Here is a 21403-nt window from a genome sequence, read left to right as displayed (position 1 = left end):
GACGGGCCTCGGGGGCCCGCTCCATGACGGGGGTTCATCACATGGTCGCGATGAAGTGGAAGCTGGGCGTGTCGTGGGTGCTCGTGTCGGCGGCGGCGTTCGCGCAGGAGGAGGCCGTCACCACGGGGGCGTTCCCGGTGGAGCGGCGCAACGTGGTGACGGTGTCCGTCCCCCTCCAGAGCCTGAGTCAGCTGTCACTGGAGGGCGAGCGGGTGATGGGGGAGCGCTTCTCCGTGGGCCTGGGCGTGTCCGCGATCTTCAACCAGGTGCGCTCGAGGTTTGATGAGACCCAGGCTGACGGCGTGGAGGGGTTCGACAGCGGCTCCTACCGGCTGGGCATCGAGCCTTCGGTGCGCTTCTACCTGACGGGGCGGGCGCCCCAGGGCCTGTGGGTGTCACCGCGCCTGGAGGCGAGCCTGGGGCGCAACACGAGTGAAACGGTGCCGAGCCAGGACGAGGGAGGGTCGTTGATCGACAACTCCACGGACATCTGGTCCGTGGGTGGGGCGGCGGTCGTGGGCTACAGCGTGGTGCTGGAGCCCGGCTTCACGGTGCAGGGCGGCGTGGGGTTCGGGGCCCGCCGCGAGGCGCTCGCCTACGACGTGGTGCGCCCCGGCGAGAACGGCCTTTCGGCGCTGACGCGGGTCCACCAATCGACGTGGCTGTTCACCCAGCGCATCCTGCTCAACGTGGGCTGGGCCTTCTGAAGGTCAGGGCCCGTGCGTCCGCGTGCTCACGGTCCACGGCGTGCGGGTGGTGTCCACCCACAGCAACTGGAGGTCCCAGCTTCCGGGCGCGGAGCCGGGCGTGTCGGTGGCCACGGCGAAGACGCGCGTGTCCGGCTGGGGCGTCACGGAGAAGCTCGTGCGCGGCGCGCGGTTGGCGTCGTTGGACGGCACCACGCCCAGCGTGACGGTGCCACTGGAGGGCAGCGGCAGGCCGTCCTGCGCGGTGGCGGAGGCGAAGGGCACGTCCAGGAAGGGCGCGTCCGGCAGCACGCGGCGCTCCGAGCCCAGCGGGCCCACGTCCACGGCGGGCGTGTCCGCCGCGGCGTGCACCCAGCGCAGGCGCAGGTTGGACGGGTCGCTCGCGAAGCGGTCCGTGAGGGGCAGCAGCGTGAAGGCGGACGCCGCCGGCCGGGGCGGAGCGAGGTAGCCCGCGGCGACCATCAGGTAGCGCTCGCCCGGGACGAGCGTGGGCGTCGTCGCCGTCACCACCGGCGCGCTCGTGGGACGCTCCGTCCCGGCCGCGGCGGCGAAGAAGTCCAGCGTGTACGCGCCCGGCGGCACCTGGAGCGGCGAGGACAGTGCGCCGTAGGAGAGGCCCCCGGCCAGCTCGCGGTCGCTGGCGAAGAGGTCCAGCGCGGGCGCGTCCGGCGACGCGTGCAGCACGTACACCGTGGGGTTCTGCCGGAGGATGGCCAGCGTGCCGTCGCGGCCCGCGGTGAGCAGCGAGAAGCCGTCGCCCGCGCGCGCCGGGGCGGACATGAGGCCGGTGGCGACGACGAGCGTGTCGGTGCCGGAGCCGGGCGCGGGCACGGTGAAGGACGTCAGCGCCTGGCCGCCCGTGCGCAGGCCCACCTGGAACGCGGCGCCGGAGGGAAGCACCCGCGCGGCTTCTCCGGACTCCTTGAAGCGCGCGAGCGACTCCACCTCCACCGAGCCGTCATTGCCCAGGTCCACGTCCACCGTCGGCGCGTCCGTGCCGGCGTTGACGATGCGCACGCGCGTCTGGCCTCCGTCAGCGGGCACGGTGTTGTCGCGCAGGAGCATCGTGCGCATCGCCGCGTCGGGGTCCGAGGACCCGAAGGCGCCCGCGGCCACCACCGTCCAGCGCGTCCCCGCCTCCATGCCCACCGGCTGGGACACGACGGGGCGCGAATCCGCCGCCGCGCCCGTGGGCCGCAGCTCCACGGTGACGGCGCCCGCGTCGCGCGTGAGGTAGGGCGTGGTGGCGCCATAGGCCACGGCCCGGGCCACGGGCGTGGGGTTGCCCGCGAGGTACACGTCCATCGCGGGAGCGCCCGGCGCGGCCTGCACGATGCGCAGCTGGGCCTGGGTCGGCGGGACGAGCACCGGCCCATCCTGGGTGGGAGGCGTGCCGGAGTCCTCCGCCGAGCCGCCGCCGCACGCGGGCGCGAACACCCCCAGCGACGTGAGCGCGACGACGAGCAGTGTCTTCCCCCGCATCCAGGCCATGTCGAAGTCCCCCTCCTCGGCGGGCCGCGGACGCGGCTCGGCGCCGATGTCGACAGGGGTAAGGGTGGGCATCACCCCCACGCGGGCGAACCCCCACGCAAGGGCCACTGTCCGCCCGCGACGTTGTGCACCGGCGCACGTCGCAAGTCCCGGGCATCACGGGCGCGGAGGCTCTCATGAGGGCCGAGAGGGCGATCACCTGCCGCACCGTCACGGTCGCCCGGCCGCCGCGGTGCATCACCCGGCCCGGGCCATCCCCTGTTCAGAACGCATCATCGCGCGAGGAGGAGGGAATGGCGCGCGTGGATGCCGGGGAACACGACGGCGCTGGTAGGGTCGGCGGCACCATGAACCTCGCGTCCCTTCCGCTCATCGTGTCCCTGCTCACGGCGCAGACGCCCGCGCCTGCGCCATCGAAGACGCCCCCCGCGCCGGCCGCCGCCGCGAAGGCACCGTCCGCCGTCCCCGGCATCGCCCCGCTGCCCGGCCTGCCCAACCTGTGGGTGAGCGGCGTGCCGCAGGTGCCGCCCGCGCTCTCCCAGCGCGTGCAGCAGTACCTGGAGTCCCGCTCCGCGCAGCTGTTGGACGTGAGCGCGGATGGCCAGCAGGTGCTCATCTCCACGCGCTTCGCGGACGTCAACCAGCTGCACCTGGTGGAGATGCCGCTGGGCTCGCGCACGCAGCTCACCTTCACGAAGGAGCCCATCAACCGGGCGCGCTTCCTGCCGGGCAACCCTCAGGTCATCTTCTACCTGCAGGACACGGGCGGCGGAGAGTTCTACCAGGTGCTCAAGCTGGACCGGCGCACGGGCCGCTCGGAGCTGCTGACGGACGGCAAGAGCCGGCATGAGGAGCTGGTGGTGTCGAAGGACGGGCGCTGGCTCGCGTACGCGGGCACGGGGCGCAACGGCAAGGACACCGACGTGTACGTGGCGCCCACGGCGGACCCCAAGCAGGCGAAGCGGGTGACGGAGGTGGAGGGCAGCTGGGCGCCGCTGGAGTTCTCCCAGGACGGCTCCAAGCTGCTGGTGCGCCAGTTCCGCGCGGCGGACGACGCGGACCTGAGCGTGGTGGACGTGAAGACGAACACGCGCACGCAGCTCACGCCCAAGGAGGGCAAAGGCAGCGTGGACGCCGCCGTCTTCACGCACGACGGGCAGGGCGTGTACGTGGCCACGGACCGCTACAGCGACTTCGCGGAGGTGTACCGGCTGCCGCTCACGGGCGCGCCCCCGGCCGCGCCGCCGTCGCTGACGAAGTCGGTGCGCTGGAACGTGCAGCACCTGGAGCTGTCTCCGGATGGGCGCAAGCTGGCGGTGGCCATCAACGAGGAGGGCTTCGGCCGGCTGTACCTGCTGGACACGCGCACGCAGGCGCTGTCGCCGGTGGAGACGCCGCGCGGGGTGCTTTCGCAGGTCCGCTTCCCGGCCAGGCGGTCGGACCGCGTGGCGTTCTCGCTGACGTCGGCGCGCGTGCCGCTGGACATCTTCACGGTGGACCTGGGGACGAAGAAGACCACGCGCTGGACGCGCTCGGAGGTGGGCGGGTTGGATCCGGAGACGTTCGTGGAGCCGGAGCTGGTGCGCTACCCGTCCACGGACGGCGTGAAGGTGCCGGCGTTCCTGTACCTGCCGAAGAACGCGAAGGGGAAGGTGCCGGTGGTGGTGATGTTCCACGGCGGCCCGGAGGGCCAGAGCCAGCCCATCTTCAGCACGCAGACGCAGCTGATGGTGAAGGAGCTGGGCATGGCGGTGCTCCTGCCCAACGTGCGCGGCTCGGAAGGGTACGGCAAGGCGTACCGCGCCATGGATGACGGCGTGAAGCGCGAGGCGAGCCTGGCGGACATCGGGGCCACGCTGGACTTCGTCGCCTCCCGGCCGGAGCTGGACGCGTCGCGGGTGGGCATCTACGGCGGCTCGTACGGCGGCTACATGACGCTGGCGACGGCGGCGTTCTTCCCGGAGCGCATCAAGGCGGCGGTGGACGTGGTGGGCATCTCGTCGCTGCCGTCGTTCCTGCAGAACACGCAGGCGTACCGGCGGGACCTGCGGCGCGCGGAGTACGGCGACGAGCGCGACCCTGCGGTGCGCAAGGTGCAGGAGCGCATCTCCCCGCTGGGGTCGGTGGACAAGATCCGCGCGGCGCTCTTCGTGCAGCAGGGGGCCAACGACCCGCGCGTGCCGCAGTCGGAGGCGGAGCAGATCGTCCAGGCGGTGCGCAAGAAGGGCTCGGACGTCTGGTACCTGCTGGCCACGGACGAGGGGCACGGGTTCCAGAAGAAGACCAACCGGGACATGGTCCAGACGACGGCGCTGATGTTCTTCGAGAAGCACCTGCTGGGCCCGGCGGCAGGGCAGGGGAGCGGGGCAGCGGGCGGAAGGTAGCCCCCACTTCGGAGAGACCCGGGCGCGGCCGATATGTCGCCGCCCCGGGGACGTTACACATTGTCCATGTCAGCGAGGGGAGTCCTATCCATGAAGCGCAACAGCCAGTCATTGCGTCGGGGTGTGGGAGTGTTGGCGGTACTCGCGGGTGTGGGCGGAGCGTGGGCGTCCTCGGAGCAGGACCAGATCGGCTTCAGCGTCGCGCGGACGCAGTTCAACCTGCGGATGACGCCGGACAACGTCACGGGGCCCGAGTTCCAGGTGTCCCGTCTTCCAGGCGAGCTGCGAGGCCGCGTGGCGGACGCCCCGGTGACGCTGAAGCTGGAGGACGAGAAGGTGAAGGGCAACATCGGGACCGCGGTGGTGAACCTGGACGTGAAGAAGGAAGGCGACGCGGTGAAGGCGAAGGGCGGCTTCTACGGGCGCCCCGTCAACCTGACGCTGTCGCCGCGGGAGTTGACGGTGTACGTGCGCGACTGCACGTACCGGCTGAAGGCGAAGGAGGAGGGCCGCACCTACGAGGGGAAGCGCAGCTGCGACCGCTCGTTCATGCCGCCCACGGTCATCACGCTGCCGGACGCCTTCCTCGCGGCCTCGCCCGCGGAGCAGGCGTCGCTGCTGCTCCTGGCGCTGTAGTTTCCCCGTAGGCTCGGGACGCGATGACGCGTTCCGTTTCCCGTGGAGAGGCGTCCTGGCACCGGGTGCCGCCGGTGCTGGGACTCCTGTGGGTGTTCGCGCTGGCCGCGTGCGCGAGCGATGGGGCCTTCGAGCAGGAGTCGTTCGAAGCGGCGACGGGTGACGACACCCCGGCCGAACGCGCGGGCCTCGGCTTCACGCGAGAGGGAGCGCTGGAGCGCGCTTCGCCCGTGGGCAGTGAGCGCGCCCGGCAGGCGGAAGCGGCCCGGGTGGTGCGTGAGCTCTGGGAGGTCGCGGGGGCGCGCGGAGCTCCGGGCGAGGCGTGGACCTTCGACTACCAGGTGCACGGCGGTGCGCTGACGCTGTTGTCCTTCCGGCGCACGGCGACGGGCCAGGGCGCCGGTGCGACCGTGGAGTGGAGCGGGTTCTCCCGCGAGCTGACGCGGAGCCTGTCCACGCTGGTGGGCGTGAAGCCACGGCGTCTGCGCTTCACGCTGGAGCGTGGGTTGGAGCGCTGGCGCTTCGACCTGGAGACGGTCCGCGGCCCGGTCGCGGTCCATGCGCGAACGGTGCCTGAATCCCTGCCGGGCGCATCCGGGCCCTTGGTGTCGGATGCGCTGACGGTGGCCCGGCAACTGCTGCCCGCGTCTCGCGTGCCCTGGGAGGGCCGGGTGCATGAGCGGGCACGGCTCCAGTTCGAAGGACTGCGATTGCATCCTGAAGTAGCGCTGGGCGTCTTCGAGGTCCAGGAGGGTTCGGGCCGGAGGACCGCTCCCGGGAGCGCGGACCTGCGCATGCCGGTGGTGCAGGCGCTGTTGCCCTTCGCGAACGCGGTGGGGAGCCGCACGGTCGAGGTGGAGCTGGAGGGACGGCATGTGCGCGGTGAAGCCGAGCCGCGCTGGCGGGTGGTGGCGGCGGCGACGCTCGAACCCTCCGCGCCTGCGGAGGAGATGCGGGACATCGCCAGGGAGTACCGGGCGATGCAGGAGGACATCCTCCGGCACTGGCGTGAGGAGGTGCGGGACCGTGCGCGCCTCGCGGGTGTGTGGTCCTTCGAGCAGCTCGCGTACTGGTACGTGGGAGGCTTCATCGCGAAGGGCGCGCTCGGCGCGATGGAGGCCGTCGCGCCCACGGTGGTCGCGGTGCTGGGGAGGGGCGGGGCGAAGGCCGCGCAGTGGTTCCGCACGGTGTTGATCCGCACGCCGCCCGCAGAGCGCGAGGCCCTCCAGCGCATCTGGATGAAGGTGGAGGCAGAGGGACTGGTGGCGCTCGAGGCCGGAGAGCAGGCCGAGCTGCGGCACATCCTGGCTCGGGCGGAGAAGGCCCTGCATGAGCCACTCGACCGGCAGGCGAAGAAGCGGCTCCGGCAATGGGCGCGGCGTGAGTACTTCGAAACCGTGAACCCCCGGCTCGCCCGGGAGCTGGGACCGTTGAGGATGGAGGAATATGAAATCCACCACCGCATCCCCCTGGAGTATGCGCGCCTGTTCCCGCGCATGGACATCAACCAGGGCACGAACCTGGTCGCCCTCGAGCGCACGGTGCACCGGAGCATCAACAGGGTCTGGGAGTCCGTGGGGCAACAAGCGCAGCGACTGGACAACAGACAGGTGGAAGCGCTCTCCCGGGTGATCGATCAGCAATATGGTTCGTGGTTCCATCGCATCCACGTTCCAGCGGAATCCGCTTCCGCGCTCGCGACCGCGGAGCAGAATGCGCTCCGTGCGGTGAAGGGGCTGCTGGAGCGGTGAAGGGAGCGTGGATGGAGTCCTCACTCAAGGGGCTTGAGCGTCTGATGGCACGGTGCCGCGAACAGCGGCTGCCGTTGCGGCTGGGGATTGCCTCCACGGAAGACTCGACGGGCCGGGAGCTGTTCCCGGGGCAGCCCCTGGATCCCCTGCTCGCAGCCGTCTTCAGGCGGGTAGGGGACGCGCGGCTGGCGGAGCTTGTCCTCTACGCCCCGGAAGGAGCGCACGGAGTGGTGGCCATCAACAGGACGCTCCGGGAGCAGGGGGCGGCTCCTTTCCCTTCGTGTCTCGTGTTTGGGCAGGTCCCCAGTCTGGCGTATCGGTTCGCGCTCGTGCCCGGACTGGCGGACTCACAGGGGCTGCAACCCGTTGTCTTCATTGATGACCACATCGAGAAGGAAGTCCTGCCGGTTGCATCGAACCTCGACCGCTTCTTCGATGCCTATGCTCGAAGCATCGAAAGCGTCGCGATGGGGACAACGCCCTCGCCGGAGACATGGGATGACATGGACTTCCCACGCTTCGAACCCGAACGCGTCGCGCAGGACACGGCCCTCGTGGAGATGATGCGCGCGGGCCGCTTCGACGGACTCGTGACCCGGGACGCGGAGAGTCAGCGCTGGATGCAGCAGGTGCTCGACCTGTGACTCCGCGCAAACTCTGCCTCCTCATCGCCTTCACCGCGCTCGTGACCGCCGTGGGCACGGGCGTGTGGCTCGCGTGGCCCGGACCGGACCTCACCGCGCAGGCGGACCTGTCGGACGAGCCCGTCCGCCTGCGCCTCGAATCCGGCGACGACCTGGACGGCGAAGGGAGCGAACCTCCCGACGTCGTCGTGCTGAGCAACGGCATCCGGCTCACCCACGTCCCATCCAACTGCCACGCGGACACCCAGGGCTCGCTCGCCTGCGAGGACCGCTGCGACTCGGACGACGCGTGCCCCGCCGACACCGTGTGCGCGCATCACCCGGACTTCGGCTTCCGCGACTGCCAGCCCCTGCACCGCTTCTGTGACGACGCGTCGGACTGCACCCCGTCCGACACCTGCCACCCCGTGGACACCTCGGCGTCAGGCCAGGCCCTGCGCCGCTGCGTGCCGAAGGGGGAGCTGCGCGCGGGGGACCGGTGCACCGGGTACGCACGTGAGCTGGCAGGCCGCTGCGCGCCGGGGCTCCTCTGCGTCCACGAGTTCTGCGGCCCCCCGTGCGACGTGCACGACCCGGACGCCTGCGCCGCCGGCGCCGAGTGCGCCCCCAATCCCTACCGCGTCCGCGGCGCCTGCGTCCCCAGCTGCCGGAACCGCGCCTGTCCGCAAGGCGAACGCTGCGAGACGGACTACCCAGGCGAGGTGCCCATCTGCCGCCCCTTCGTGGGCCCCGCCTGCCTGGACGACGCGCCCTGCGCCGCGAACCAGGACTGCCTGCGCGGCTTCGCCGAGCCCACCCTCGAAACCGAGGCCTTCGAGTGCCGCACCCGCTGTGATGACCAGGCCCCTTGCGCGAAGGGCCTCACCTGCGACGAGACCAGCGGCTACTGCTTCCAGCCCTGCACCCGCGACACCGACTGCCCCACCCCCGAGCGCTGCCACGTCCTCCACCGCCGCGAATCCCAGCGCGGCTGCGGCTTCATCGCGGAGGGGCTCCCCGCCTTCCACCGCTAGCCCCGCGGCAGCTCCACGATGAACGTGGAGCCCTCGCCCAGGACGCTCTCCACCTCGATGTGGCCGCCCATCGCCTCCACGATCTGACGGGCAATCCATAGCCCCAGCCCGAAGCCGCCGTAGTTGCGCTCGGACACCGCGCGCTCGAAGCGGTGGAACAGGCGCGGCAGGTGCTCCTTCGCGATGCCGATGCCGCCGTCCTTCACCCGCAGCCGGGCCCGGTCAGCCTCCACCTCCAGCGACACGTGCACCGGGTTGCCCCGCCCGTACTTCAGCGCGTTGGAGAACAGGTTGGTGAAGACCTGATCCAACCGCAGCCGGTCCCACTGGCCCACCACCTCCGGCGCGAGCGACAGCTCCAGCGGCGTGCCCGAGCGCGCGTACTCCTGCTCGAAGCGCTCGGCCACCTCGCGCACCAGCGCCCCCAGCTCCAGGGGCTCCAGCACCAGCTCCAGCTTCCCCGCGCTCAACCGAGACACGTCCAGCAGGTCGTTCACCAGCAGCGTCTGCCGCTTCACCTGCCGGTCCACGCGCTCCAGCCCGCGCTTGAGCCGCTCCGGGTCGAAGGCCGCTCCCGACCGGTTCAGCCCCGCCAGCAGGCTCTGCACCTGGAGCTGCAGCGCGCTGATGGGCGTCTTCAGCTCATGGCTCGCGATGGACAGGAACTCCTCGCGCAGGCGGATGGCCTGGCGCGCGTCCCGGTAGAGGCTCGCGTTGTCCAGCGCCAGCGCCGCCCTCCGGGCCAGCTCCTGCGCCAGCGCCAGGTCCTGCGCGTCATACGCCCCCTTGGACGTGACGAACGTCAGCGCCCCCAGCGTGTGGCCTCGCACCCGCAGCGGCACGCACAGGTACGCGCACGTCCCGCCCGCCCGCGCGCACGCCGGGTCCCCCTGCGACAGCCCCGAGCGCGACTCCGGCCTCCCGGACTGGATGACCCGCTCCACCACCGGGAGCCCCGGGGGCGGCACCTCTCCGTCCTCGACGCCCGCCGTGGCCACGCAGCGCACGCCGCCGGACTCGTCCTCCAGGAACACGCCGCAGGCCTCCGCGTACTGCGGCACCGCCAGGTGCGCCACGCGCTCCAGCGTCTCCTCCTCCTCCAGGCTCCCCGCCAGCACCCCGCCGGCCTCCGCGAGGAAGCGCTGCGCCGCCTCGCCGCGCTGGCGCTCGGTGATGTCCACCATCACGCTCAGGCACTGCGGTGGGCCGCTCGCCGGGTGCACGCGCCCCGTCCACATGGCCACCTGCACCGCGCCACCGTCGCGCCGCCGCGCCGCCAGCGGCGCGCCATCCAGCACCGTGCCCCGCGTGGCGCGCTCCAGGCCCTGGCGGAACGCCTCCCAGTGCTCCGGCGGCACGGCAGGCAGCACCTTCCCCAGCACCTCCTCCGCCGTCCACCCCAGCATCCGCTCCGCGGCCGGATTCCACAGCCGCACCGTGCCGTCCGGATCCAACAGCATGATGGCCGTGGGGCTCGCCTGGATGATGGCCTCCAGCGTCCCGTGCGCTTCGCGAAGCGCCGCCCGCGCCCGCTGCTCGCGCTCCAGCAGCCGCGCCCGCGCCAGCGCCTGCGCCGCGTGGTGCGCCACCAGTTGGAGGAAGGCCCGCTCGTCGTCGTCGAACCCGTGCGGCAGGCCGAAGGTGAACACCAGCGCCCCCAGCACCCGCCCGTCCGCCACCAGCGGCAGACACGCGGACGAGTTCGCCGGCCGCTCCGACCCCGACAGCGCGTCCTCCGCCGTCAGCCACACCGGCCGCGACTCGCGCAGCACCCGCGCCACCGGCGAGTCCCCCTCCAGGGCCATCCGCTTCAGCCGCTCCGCCGCGTCCGGCGTGCAGCCCGCGCAGCGCAGCAGCGAGGCGCTCGTCGCGTCCGGCGCCACGCCCCACAGCGCCCCCGCCTTCGCGTCCGCCACCGCCAGGCCCTGCTCCAGCACCACCTCCGCCACGCGCGCCGCGGTGAGCGCCTCCGACAGCTCCGCGGTGACGTGCTGCAGCCGCGCGAGCCTCCCCGCCGCCACCTCCGCCGCCTGCCGCGCCTGCCGCTCGGAGGCGTACGCCCGCGCCACGTCCAGCGCCAGCGCCGCCCGGTCCGCCAGCTCCTGGAGCAGCAGCTGCTCTCCCGACTCGAACGACGCCGGCTCCGGCGCCTCCCGCCACACCGTCAGCGTCCCCAGCGGACGCCCCCGGGCCCGCAGCGGCAGCACCAGCACCGCCTCCACTCCCTGCGCCACGCCCGTGTCCAGCACCTCCGCCGCCACGCCCTCGTCCGCGCGCACCCGCTGGGAGAACAGCGCCTGCAGCCGCACGCGCGCCTCCGGCACCGCCGCCGCCGACGCCACCGTGCGCAGCCACAGCCCGTCCTCCGACAACAGCCGCAGCGCGCACGCGGAGCCGAGCAGGGGCACCACCAACCCGCACAGCCGCTCCATCACCGCCGGGGGCTCCAGCGACGCGTCCGCCAGCACCCGCGAGGCCTCCGCCAGCAGCGCCAGCCGCTCTTCAATCTCCGGAAGCCGCGCCCCGTACTGCCGCGCCTCCCCCAGCCTGGTTGCGACCATCGTCATGCCACGTCCCCCCGTTGCGCCCGCCATGGGAGCACGCCCCCGCTCGCGGCGCTCTGCGTCCCAGGTCCCGCCATCCCTGACTTCTGCGGATGCTCGACACCCACCCACCGGAAGCGTTGGTGGCGAGCACCCGCCTCGCCCCAGGGCCCGGCACCCCCGAGGGCAGGGCGCCAGGCGCGCACATGGACGCACCCGGAGCCGTTGGAAACCAAAGGAGCGTCACGGCTTCGGTTGCTCCGGGCCGGGGTTCGGCTAAAGCGGGGGCCGTGAACGCACCCTCGGAATCACCGGCCGCCCCTTCGGAGGGGCCGGATTCTCCCAAACGCATCGCGATGCTCGCCCTGAGCGCGCTGGGCATCGTCTACGGAGACATTGGAACCAGTCCGCTCTACGCGCTGCGCGAGTGCTTCACCGGAGCGCACGGCGTCACGCCCACGCCGGCCAACGTCCTGGGCGTGCTGTCGCTCATCGTGTGGTCGCTCATCATCGTCGTGTCGGTGAAGTACATCATCTTCGTGATGCGCGCGGACAACCGGGGCGAGGGCGGCATCCTCGCGCTGATGGCGCTGGCCATGCACCGGCCCCGGGGCCAGTCCCACCGCGCGCGGCCCGTGCTCATCACGCTGGGCCTCTTCGGCGCGGCGCTCATCTATGGAGACGGCGTCATCACCCCGGCCATCTCCGTGATGAGCGCGGTGGAGGGCCTGAGCGTGGCCACCCCCGTCTTCCAGCCGTACGTGATTCCCATCTCGCTCGTCATCCTGCTGCTGCTGTTCATGGTGCAGCGCAAGGGCACGGCGGGCATCGGCTCGGTGTTCGGCCCCCTGATGACCGTGTGGTTCCTGGTGCTGGCGGTGCTGGGCGTGAAGGAGCTGTTGCACAACCCCGCGGTGCTCTGGTCGCTGTCGCCCGTGCACGCCGTGCAGTTCTTCATGGACAACGGGTGGCACGGCTTCCTGGTGCTGGGCGCCGTCATCCTGGTGGTGACCGGCGGCGAGGCGCTCTACGCGGACATGGGCCACTTCGGCGCGAAGCCCATCCGGCGGGCCTGGTTCGGGCTGGTGCTGCCGTCCCTGGTGCTCAACTACCTGGGCCAGGGCGCGCTCCTGCTGCGCCACGCGGAGGCCGCCCGAAACCCCTTCTTCCTCCTGGCCCCGGAATGGGCCCTGTATCCGCTGGTCGCCCTGTCCACCGCCGCGGCGGTCATCGCGTCCCAGGCCCTCATCTCCGGCTCCTTCTCCACCACCCGGCAGGCCATGCAGCTGGGCTACTGCCCGCGCATGGAGGTGGTGCACACGTCCGCGGAGGAGATGGGGCAGATCTACCTGCCCGGCATCAACGGCGCGCTGCTGGTGGGCGTCATCGCGCTGGTGCTGGGCTTCGGCTCCTCCAGCCGGCTGGCGGCCGCGTACGGCATCGCGGTGACGACGACCATGGGCATCACCACCCTGCTGGCCTACGTGGTGGCCCGCGAGCGCTGGGGCGTCCGCCGCGCCGTGGCCCTGCCCGTCGTCAGCCTCTTCATGCTGGTGGACCTGGCCTTCTTCGGCGCCAACGTGGCGAAGATCCCCGACGGCGGCTGGTTCCCGCTGCTGCTCGCCGTCTGCATCTTCACGCTGATGACCACCTGGAAGCGCGGCCGGGACATCCTCGCCGGCAAGCTGCGCGCGGCCAGCCTGGGCCTCAAGGACCTGTTGGGCAGCTTCGGGGACCACCCGCCCCTGCGCGTGCCCGGCACCGCCATCTTCATGACGGGCAACCCGGAGGGCACCCCGCCCGCGCTCCTGCACAACCTGAAGCACAACAAGATCCTCCATGAGCAGGTGGTGCTCCTCACCATCATCCCGGAGGAGATTCCCCACGTGGTGGCCCAGGAGCGCGTGGAGGTGGAGCCCCTGGAGCAGGGCTTCGTGCGCGTCGTGGCCCGCTACGGCTTCATGGAGAACCCCAGCATCCCGGACATCCTCAAGCGCTGCCGGGAGAAGGGCCTCCAGTTCCAGCTGATGGGCACCAGCTTCTTCCTGGGCCGGGAAACCCTCATCCCCACCAAGAAGCCCGGGATGGCCGTCTGGCGTGAAGCCCTCTTCACCTGGATGAGCCGCAACGCCCGCAGCGCCACCGCCTACTTCCGGATTCCGCCCAACCGCGTGGTGGAGCTGGGAAGTCAGGTGGAGCTGTAATCCGGACCGTGCCGCACGGGGACTTCACCCCGGGAGTAGAAAAGCTACTCGGGCGGTGCTGCACGTGTTTTACGGGGCTTGAGGTTTATTCCGTCACGTAACCCCCTGAAAACACACGGACAGGGTTCCCGAGGGAGGGGTCGTTCTGACCCATGGGTGTCAGCCAGAGGTTGCTAGACGGCCCTTTACGCAGGGGCTTGCCTGCTTCAAATTGCAGCGCCCCCACCTGATTTTTCCTGTTCAGATAGAAAAATACGGCAGGGCAGCAACACTTTCGTCGATGAATCGAGAATCTTTTCGCGGGGCAGAGAAAACTACTGTCCCAGCGCAATAGAACTTGGTTACCCTGCGGCCAGGTGTCCCCCGGCACCCGGCGTCTGAAACGAGGTCAGCCCTTCCATGCTCCAGGCCATCGCCCCCGCCCCCGTGTCGTCCCCGGCTGTCTCCGCGGTGAAGTCCGTCATGTCGTGGATGGCCGAGCCCCGGATGCCCCTGTCGGAGGCGGCGCCGTACACGGTGCTGAGCGCGCAGGAGCTGTACCCGCGCATCTGCGTGCGGGACCCGTACTTCGCGCTGAAGGACGTGACGGTGCTGCCGGGCGAGGTGGTGGCGCGCGTGCCGGTGCAGATGGCGCCGGACGCGGAGGCGATGCCGCTGGGCCTGGGCGAGGCGGGCCGGCACCTGGCCATCCTGGGCTCGTGCGCTTCGGCGCTGGTGGCGCCCAAGGACGGGCAGCACTTCTACCTGGCCAGCGCGGCGCGCGGTCAGTGGCTGGTGCCCACCGCGCAGGAGCGCGCCACGGACATGCTCTGGGCGCTGGCGCAGGCGGAGTACACCGGCAAGCGCACCTGCACGGCGCGCACGCTCCTGTCCTCGTCGGACGGCACGCCGCTGTTCAAGCTGGAGGTGGACTACAACGTGCTGTCCGCCGCCGCCTTCACCCGCCTGTTCGGCGAGGCGCGCCAGGAGATGCGCCGCGAGCCGCGCCCCGCGGACACCGTGCAGCGCACCCCGGAGGAGTGGGCGAAGCTGCGGCAGAACCCGTACAGCAAGCCGCTGGACCTCCAGGACTTCCGCATGGAGGGCGACATCATGCGCTCGTCGCTCGTCGTCACCCCGGAGCTGTGCAAGGGCCACTTCGCCATGCACCCGGTGATGCCGGTGGCCGTCGTCGCGGGCGGCATGACGCGCATGGCGACCACGCTGGGCCGCGCGCTGGAGCGCGCCCCTGGCGCCCGCTTCGTGGCCAAGGACGTGAAGCTGTCCGCGGACAGCCTGGCCTACGCGGGCCAGACGGTGGTGTTCGGCGCGCACCGCACCCGCGTGCGCGGCGCGGACCACACCTTCGCCTGCTGGGCGTCCGTGGGCGAGCGCGTGGTGGCGCAGCTGGACGTGACCTACACCCGCGTGGATTGAAACTTCAGGCCCACTCGATGTCGTAGTCCACGCGGTCGATGCCCTGCGGCTTCGCGGTGGCCTTGCCCGTCAGTCCCAGCACCTTGAGCGAGCCGGTGAGGATGCCCACGTGGTACGCGGGCGGCATCATGTCCCGGCGCATGCGCAGGGTGCCGGACTTGGGGCCCGTCGTGAGGTACTCGCGGTTGCCGTAGGACACCGCCGCGCTGTACGCCATCTGCGCGCCCGCGAAGAGCTTCTGGGGGTCACCCCGGGAGATGATGCCGAACACCAGCATCCCCGGCCCGGTGGAGTAGCGGGTGATGCTCACCTCGCCGCACGCGTGGAACACCGCGTCCTGGGCGCCGAGCGCGCCCTCCAGCACGTCCGCCGCGCTGTACAGCAGCGTGAGGAACTCCCGCGCCGGGTACGAGCGCAGCTCCGCGTAGTCGTGGTTCAGCTCCCCCACGCGCAGCTTCTCCATCCCGATGGCGCCCGCGTGCTGCTGCACCAGGCCGAAGACGGACTTGAAGATGAGTCCACGGATGGAGTCCCCCGGCTGGAGGATGGCGATCCGGGAGGCGAGTTCGGCCTTGTCCGACGGCATGACTTCCACTCCTTGGTTCACGGGCGAACCCGGGGCCAGCTTAACGGCCCTGTTTCACCTGTCGACAAAGCGCTTCACCGGGCGTCGCACCCGGCCCGACCTCCCATGTCCGGTGCCCGGGCCAACGCGGCAGGTCCAGAGGGTCTTTTCGCTCCCGGCCGGGGAGGGCGTCAGCGCTCGTCCAGCAGCACCGGCGCGAAGCCGGCCGCGTCGCAGGACGCGAGCACGTAGCGCACGCCCGCCCGTTCGCCGGTGAAGCCCGCGGGGATGCCGCTCGAGTGCAGGTGGCCGTACACGCAGACCTTGGGGGCGAACGCTTCGATGGGGGCGCTGAAGGCGGTGGCCCGCTCGTTCGCGTACACGGGCGGGAAGTGCACCGCGACGATGCGGGTGAGCGGCGTGGGGGAGGCCGCCTCCTTCTTGAGCGCGTCCTCCAGCGACGTGTTGAGCCGCCGCGTCTCACGCTCCACGTAGCCGGAGTCCCCCTGCTCGTCGCCCATCTCCCCGCCGGGCATGGGCGGCGCTTCCGGCGCGGTCCACAGCCGCGTGCCGGCGATGACCCAGGGCCCCAGCACCACCGCGTTGTTGTGGAGGAAGCCCTCCAGCGTGCGGAACGGCTCCAGCAATTTGCGCAGCTTGGACGCGGAGTCGCCCCACCAGTAGTCGTGGTTGCCGCGCACCAGCACCTTGCGCCCCGGCCGCGCGTCCAGCCACGCCAGGTCCTCCATCACCTCGTGGGCGCGGGTGGCCCAGGAGATGTCGCCCGCGACGATGACCGCGTCCTCCGGCCGCACCCGTTCGTCCCACGCGCGCTGCAGGGGCAGCGGGTGGTCCGTCCAGCCAAAGCGGTGCATGTCCTTCTGCCGGGTGGAGGGCAGGTGCGTGTCGCCAATACCGAAGAGCCGCATGATGCTGGCGTCATAGCGGATGCCCTGGCCCCATGTCGGCCCTTCCAGCGCGGCGCGCGCCCGGACGGCCTTCCGCCACCGTCCGCCAAGGGTTCAAATAGTGATTGATACAAGAAATGGTGTAACAAAACGTTACGTCATGGATGTCCTGAAACACGGCAGTGCGGCGCCCATGCTCCATGGCGGACTCCGCGTGAAACAACGGGTCCAGGGATGTAGGTAATTCCGTGATTTCAGGTGTTTAAAATCACGAGGAATGCCGCGCGCCGGGTGCGGGTGGAGCATGCATGCACCGGTCGCGGAAGAAAACTGGACGAAGGTGAAGGGATGAAGGCGGCTGGCACGCACGGTGCTGAGGAGGCGTGGAGTTCCTCCCCCGACTTTGGAGTCCCCTCATGTCAACCTTCCGCAATCCCTTCGCGGCGGCGGCCGTCGCCCTGGTGCTTTCCGCGTGCGGTCCCCAGGCGCAGCCCACCGAAGCCCCTCCGGCCGAGACGCCGTCGCAGCCCTCCCCGGACACGGCGGGCAGCACGCTGCCGCGTGAGCTGGACCCGCTGTTCGCGCAGGCCGCCCAGGAGTTCAACGTCCCGGCGGAGCTGCTCAAGGCGGTCTCCTACGCGGAGACGCGCTGGCAGATGGTGCGGGGCGAGGCGGAGTTCCCGGGCCAGCAGCCGGCGTTCGGCCTGATGGCGCTGCGCGGTGAGGACCTGGAGCAGGGCGCGGCGCTGGCGGGCGTGACGGCGGAGGCGGCGCGCACGGACGCGCTGTCCAACCTGCGCGCGGGCGCGGCGCGGCTGTCCCAGCTGGCCACGGACGCGAACGTGGAGCGCGGGGACCTGGCCGCGTGGGCGCCGGCGGTGGCCGCTCTGAGCGGCATCACCCAACCGGAGGCGCAGGCGGAGCACGTGCACCGCTCCGTGTACGCGGTGATGAACGAGGGCGCGGTGGCGCTCAACCAGGACGGCTCGGTGGTCGTGTCGCTGGAGCCCGTGAAGGTGGAGGCGAAGTTCGAGCGTCCCCAGGTGCGCGCCATGGCGGCGGGCCCGGACTACGCGTCGTCCATCTGGCGGCAGGCGCCGTCGGGCAACTACAGCACGACCCGCACGCACAAGCCGTCGATGATCATCATCCACACCTGTGAGGGCTCCTACAGCTCGTGCTGGAGCTGGCTCACCAACAGCGCCGCGGGCGTGAGCGCGCACTACGTGGTGAACGAGAGCGGCTCCGAAATCTCCCAGCTGGTGCGCGAGGCGCACCGGGCCTACCACATCGGCGCGACGTACGACTGCTCGCTCAACAGCAGCAAGGAGTGCTGGCTCAACGGCGTGCAGTCCAACCACTTCACCATCGGCATCGAGCACGGCGGCTACGCCAGCCAGTCGTCCTTCCCGGCCGGGCAGATTGACGCGTCCGCGAAGCTGTCCTGCGACATCGCGCGCGACAACGCCATCATCAAGGACAGCTACCACATCGTGGCGCACGGCAAGCTGCAGCCCGCGACGCGCACGGACCCGGGCCCCAACTGGCCGTGGTCCACGTACCTGAGCAAGGTGAACAGCTACTGCGGCACGACCACGCCGTCCGGTGACATCATCATCGACAGCAACAGCGCGAACAACGACGCCTCCAAGGCGCGCTTCTCGCTGACGGGCGCGTGGACGGACGGCTACAGCGCCGGCTACTACGGCAGCGGCTACTACTACGCGGCCACGGAGGCCATCTCCGCGCCGGCCACGTTCGAGTTCTACCTGCCCACCGCGCAGACGCGCACCATCGACGCCTGGTGGGTGGCGGGCACGAACCGCTCCACCACGGCGCCGTTCATCGCCTACAACGCGGCGGGCTCCGAGGTGGGCCGCGTGTCCGTCAACCAGCAGACCAACGGCGGCAAGTGGGTGCAGCTGGGCACGTACAGCTTCAGCGCCGGCTGGAACAAGGTGCAGCTGAGCCGCTGGACGACCCCGGGCTACGTGGTCATGGCCGACGCCGTCCGGGTGCGCTGACGTGAGGCACGAGGGCCTTGAACAGCGGAAGCGTTCCGGGCCCTCGCGGGCACGGCGGTGGTGTGCCGTGCTCGCCATGCTGGGCGCCATGGGCTGTCAGGGCCGCTGCGGCGGCGCTGCCGCGGTCCCGGCGCCCGGCGCGTTGTCGGAGGCGGAGCGGCGGGCCCTGCCGGGCACCATCGTCTTCCTCTCCGAAAGGGCGGGACAGAAGGACGTCTGGCGGGTGACGCCCGCTGGAGAAGAGACGCAGGTCACCTCCGCGCCGGAGGACGAGTACCCCGGCCCGCCGTCGCCGGACGGCCGCACGCTGCTGGTGATTGCGTCGGGCGAGGCGAACGGGCGCCTCTTCCAGCAGCTGCGCCTGCAGCCGCTCGAGGGAGGCCGCCAGGTGGCGCTGCATCCGCCCCGGCCCCGGGCGCGCAACGCGAGCTGGGCGCCGGACGGCACGTGGCTCGCCGCGGAGTCCGACGCGCAGGGCTTCAGCGACGTGGTGCGCGTGCTGCCCCAGGCGAACGCGGTGGACACGCGGCTGACGCAAGTGAGGGCGGGCTGCTTCGAGCCGGCGGTATCCCCGGACGGCGCGGAGGTGGCGTGCGTGTGCAGCGGGGACGGGGACCCGGAGGTCTACGTCTTCCGCGCGGACGGCACGGGTGAGCCCCGCCGCATCACCACGTTCTACATGGAGGACCGGGCGCCGCAGTGGAGCCCGGACGGACAGTGGCTGCTGTTCGTGAGCAACCGCGAGCGCAAGGAGCGCATGTACCTGGTGCGCGCGGACGGCTCGGACCTGCGCGCCCTGTCCGGAGCGGGCTTCGCGGGCGACGAGCGCGAGGCGGTCTTCAGCCCGGACGGCAAGCGCGTGGCGTACGTGGCCCGGCTCCAGGATGGCAAGAGCCGCATCTGGGTGGCGGACGTGGCGGGAGGCGCGCCGGTGGTGCTGACGGACGGACAGCACCGCGACGACATGCCTGCGTGGAGTCCGGACGGCAAGGCGCTGGTGTTCGTCTCCGAGCGCGACGGCGACACCGACCTGTACCTCATGCGCCCGGACGGCACCGGCCAGACGCGGCTCACCACGGCGAAGGGCGCGGACTGGCTGCCGCGCTGGTTCGTGCCGCGCTAGCCCGCCCGCTGGCGCAGCGGTTCAGGCGCCGTGGGGGCGGAGGGGGCTTCCAGGGGCACGCTGAAGAAGAATGTGACGCCCCGGTCTGGCTCGCTCTCCACCCAGATGTGGCCGCCGTGGGCCTCCACGATGAGCCGGCTGATGTAGAGCCCCAGCCCCAGCCCCTTGCCGTCCGCCGAGCGGCCGTCCTCCGTGCGGTAGTACTTGTCGAACAGGCGCGCCGCGTCCCGGGGGGACAGGCCCGCGCCCTGGTTGGTCACCGACACCACGGCCTGGTCGTGCACGGCGGAGAGCCGCACGTCCACCGGCGTCCCCGTGGGGCTGTACTTGAGCGCGTTGGTCAGCAGGTTGGTCACCACGCGCTCCAGCCGCGCGGCGTCCATGGGCACCGGAGGCAGCGGATCCGCCAGGTGCAACCGGAAGCGCTCGCGCGCGTCGGGCGGCACGTCGCGCTCCAACACCTCCTCCAGGAAGCGGCCCAGGTCGCGCGCCTCGCGGCGCAGGTTCACCCGGCCGGACTCCAGCCGCGAGCCCTCCAGCAGCTCCTCGATCATCGTGCTCATCCACTCCACGTTGTGGATGATGGCCTGGGCCATGATGCCCTCGCGCTCCAGCTTCCGCTCATGCAGCGCGCGCTGGAGCAGGTGGGCGCGCAGGTTGATGGTGTTCAGCGGGTTGCGCAGGTCGTGGGAGATGAGCCCCACGTACTCCTCGCGCAGCTTCTCCAGGTCCCGGCGCTCGGTGACGTCACGCAGGATGGCGATGCGCGTGGCGTCGTCCTCGCCCTCCAGCGGGCTCAGCCGCACCTCCAGCGGCACGCTGGTGCCGTCCTGCCTCTGCCCGGACACCAGCCGCCCGCCCCTGGCGCGCTCCGGGCCCTCTCCGGCGGAGGCCGGGCCGTGGAGCCCCTCCGGCACGAGCAGCTCCACCTCGCGCGCCAGCAGGGCCTCCCGGCGGTAGCCGAAGACGCGCTCCGCCTCCGCGTTGGCGAAGCGCACGCGGCCGCTGGCGTCCACCACCACCATGGGGTCCGGCGCGGTGTCCAGGAAGGTGCGGAAGCGCTCCTCGGAGGCCTCCAGCGCGGACGTGGCCCGCATGCGTTCGGTGTCCAGGACGTCCAGCGCCCGCGCCGCCAGCAGCACCAGCGTGACGCCGCCAGCGGCCACCACCGTGGCGAAGAGGGGCAGCTTCGCGTCGTGGCTGAGCCCACCAATCAGGTGGATCAACACCAGCGTCAGCCCCAGCACCGGCGGCCCCAGCAGCGTCACCGGCACCAGCCGCCGCGCCACGAAGCCGCCCAGCGTGTCCCGGGTGAGCCGCGCCATCAGCCCCAGCTCCGGCCGGGCGCACAGCGTGCCCATGGCCAGCAGCATCAGCACGCAGGTGGTGTGCAGCCCCATGCTGCGCTCCTGCAAGAACGGAGCGGCGACGGGCGTCACCAGCGGGCCCAGCAGGAAGCCGTTGAGCCCCGTCAGCGCCGCCATCAGCGCGAGCACCACCAGCGCGTCCGACCACGACAGCCGCTGCGGGTGGCCCCGGTCCACCAGCGCCAGCGCCGGGCCCAGGAGCATCAGGCACAGCGCCGTCAGGGGCGACGGCGGGACGCCGGGCGACGCGCCACCGTCCGCGCCAAAGACGCGCAGGAACAGCGCGTCCAAGCCCCCGTTGCCCCCGGTGATGACGCCATCCACGAGGCTCGCCGCGCCCAGCAGGGCCGTGGCCAATGCGAGCGCGGTGCCCAGCCGGTGCTGGAAGCGACGGGGAGCGGCCGGCAGCCGCAGGCCCAGCGCGGCCCCACCCAGCATCAACCCCAACGCGGCGCTGGGACGCATGGCGGGGATCGCGGCGCCCATGGACTTGAGGACCATGACATCCAACGCCCAGCCCACCAGCACCAGGAGGCCCACCAGGCCGGCGGCCACCGCGGAGCTGCGCGCAAGGGCACGGACCAACGCCGTGCTTCGTGGCATGGATTGGCCGCTCATCATCCGCGT

At 71.6% G+C, this 21403-nt stretch carries 15 protein-coding genes; 10 read left to right on the top strand and 5 right to left on the bottom strand.

Going from position 1 to position 21403, the window contains the following annotated elements; translation table 11 throughout:
- The first annotated feature begins 41 nt into the window (after positions 1 to 41).
- Positions 42 to 707 (top strand): hypothetical protein, encoded by a 666-nt coding sequence (locus D7W82_RS09670; protein WP_120618062.1) that lies wholly within the window; start codon positions 42 to 44, stop codon positions 705 to 707.
- 3 nt (positions 708 to 710) lie between these two features.
- Here D7W82_RS09670 and D7W82_RS09665 read toward each other — a convergent pair whose 3' ends face one another.
- Positions 711 to 2270 carry a DUF4397 domain-containing protein gene (locus D7W82_RS09665; protein WP_120618061.1) on the bottom strand — a complete coding sequence of 520 codons (1560 nt, stop codon included), beginning with the start codon at positions 2268 to 2270 and terminating at the stop codon, positions 711 to 713.
- Positions 2271 to 2545: 275 nt separating this feature from the next.
- On the opposite strand from D7W82_RS09665, the gene D7W82_RS09660 reads away from it, so the two are divergent.
- The 5 genes from D7W82_RS09660 (at position 2546) to D7W82_RS09640 (ending at position 8626) form a co-directional block, all read left to right on the top strand.
- The gene (locus tag D7W82_RS09660) at positions 2546 to 4582 is read left to right on the top strand and encodes an alpha/beta fold hydrolase (protein WP_120618060.1); all 2037 of its coding nucleotides are present in this window, start codon (positions 2546 to 2548) and stop codon (positions 4580 to 4582) included.
- Positions 4583 to 4672: 90 nt separating this feature from the next.
- Entirely contained in the window at positions 4673 to 5218 is a 546-nt protein-coding gene (locus D7W82_RS09655) for a hypothetical protein (protein WP_120618059.1), read from the top strand.
- 23 nt (positions 5219 to 5241) lie between these two features.
- Positions 5242 to 6969: a hypothetical protein gene (locus D7W82_RS09650; protein ID WP_147439276.1), complete on the top strand. Its 1728-nt coding sequence runs from the start codon at positions 5242 to 5244 to the stop codon at positions 6967 to 6969.
- Positions 6970 to 6980: 11 nt separating this feature from the next.
- Complete coding sequence (locus D7W82_RS09645) at positions 6981 to 7613, top strand: hypothetical protein (protein ID WP_120618057.1); 633 nt, start codon at positions 6981 to 6983, stop codon at positions 7611 to 7613.
- A complete protein-coding gene (locus D7W82_RS09640; protein WP_120618056.1) occupies positions 7610 to 8626 on the top strand; it encodes a hypothetical protein in 1017 nt (338 codons plus the stop codon). Before D7W82_RS09645 ends, D7W82_RS09640 begins: the two co-directional genes overlap by 4 nt.
- Here D7W82_RS09640 and D7W82_RS09635 read toward each other — a convergent pair.
- Complete coding sequence (locus D7W82_RS09635) at positions 8623 to 11193, bottom strand: GAF domain-containing protein (RefSeq protein WP_120618055.1); 2571 nt, start codon at positions 11191 to 11193, stop codon at positions 8623 to 8625. The two genes, D7W82_RS09640 and D7W82_RS09635, sit on opposite strands and share 4 nt — an antisense overlap.
- A 332-nt stretch (positions 11194 to 11525) precedes the next feature.
- Here D7W82_RS09635 and D7W82_RS09630 point away from each other — a divergent pair, with 332 nt between their 5' ends.
- The gene (locus D7W82_RS09630; RefSeq protein ID WP_120618054.1) at positions 11526 to 13373 is read left to right on the top strand and encodes a potassium transporter Kup; all 1848 of its coding nucleotides are present in this window, start codon (positions 11526 to 11528) and stop codon (positions 13371 to 13373) included.
- Between the two features lie 399 nt (positions 13374 to 13772).
- Positions 13773 to 14789, top strand: coding sequence for a hypothetical protein (locus D7W82_RS09625; RefSeq protein WP_120618053.1), 1017 nt, complete (start codon positions 13773 to 13775; stop codon positions 14787 to 14789).
- 4 nt (positions 14790 to 14793) lie between these two features.
- On the opposite strand, the gene D7W82_RS09620 is transcribed toward D7W82_RS09625, so the two are convergent.
- Together D7W82_RS09620 and D7W82_RS09615 are read right to left on the bottom strand one after the other, a co-directional pair.
- On the bottom strand, positions 14794 to 15375 hold the full coding sequence (locus D7W82_RS09620) for a DUF2378 family protein (RefSeq protein WP_120618052.1): 582 nt from the start codon (positions 15373 to 15375) through the stop codon (positions 14794 to 14796).
- Positions 15376 to 15545: 170 nt separating this feature from the next.
- Positions 15546 to 16283: a metallophosphoesterase gene (locus tag D7W82_RS09615; RefSeq protein WP_120618051.1), complete on the bottom strand. Its 738-nt coding sequence runs from the start codon at positions 16281 to 16283 to the stop codon at positions 15546 to 15548.
- Positions 16284 to 16678: 395 nt separating this feature from the next.
- Between D7W82_RS09615 and D7W82_RS09610 the strand changes: the two genes are divergently transcribed.
- On the top strand, positions 16679 to 18286 hold the full coding sequence (locus D7W82_RS09610; protein WP_120618050.1) for an N-acetylmuramoyl-L-alanine amidase: 1608 nt from the start codon (positions 16679 to 16681) through the stop codon (positions 18284 to 18286).
- A 76-nt stretch (positions 18287 to 18362) separates the two neighbouring features.
- Positions 18363 to 19409 carry a PD40 domain-containing protein gene (locus D7W82_RS09605; protein ID WP_171423105.1) on the top strand — a complete coding sequence of 349 codons (1047 nt, stop codon included), beginning with the start codon at positions 18363 to 18365 and terminating at the stop codon, positions 19407 to 19409.
- Here D7W82_RS09605 and D7W82_RS09600 read toward each other — a convergent pair.
- On the bottom strand, positions 19406 to 21379 hold the full coding sequence (locus D7W82_RS09600) for a cell wall metabolism sensor histidine kinase WalK (protein ID WP_147439275.1): 1974 nt from the start codon (positions 21377 to 21379) through the stop codon (positions 19406 to 19408). The genes D7W82_RS09605 and D7W82_RS09600 overlap by 4 nt on opposite strands.
- Between the last annotated feature and the right edge of the window lie 24 nt (positions 21380 to 21403).

Source organism: Corallococcus sp. CA049B (assembly GCF_003611685.1).
Taxonomy (GTDB): Bacteria; Myxococcota; Myxococcia; order Myxococcales; family Myxococcaceae; genus Corallococcus; species Corallococcus coralloides.
Note: the sequence above shows the minus strand (reverse complement) of the source record. Positions and strands in the feature narration are given on the sequence as shown.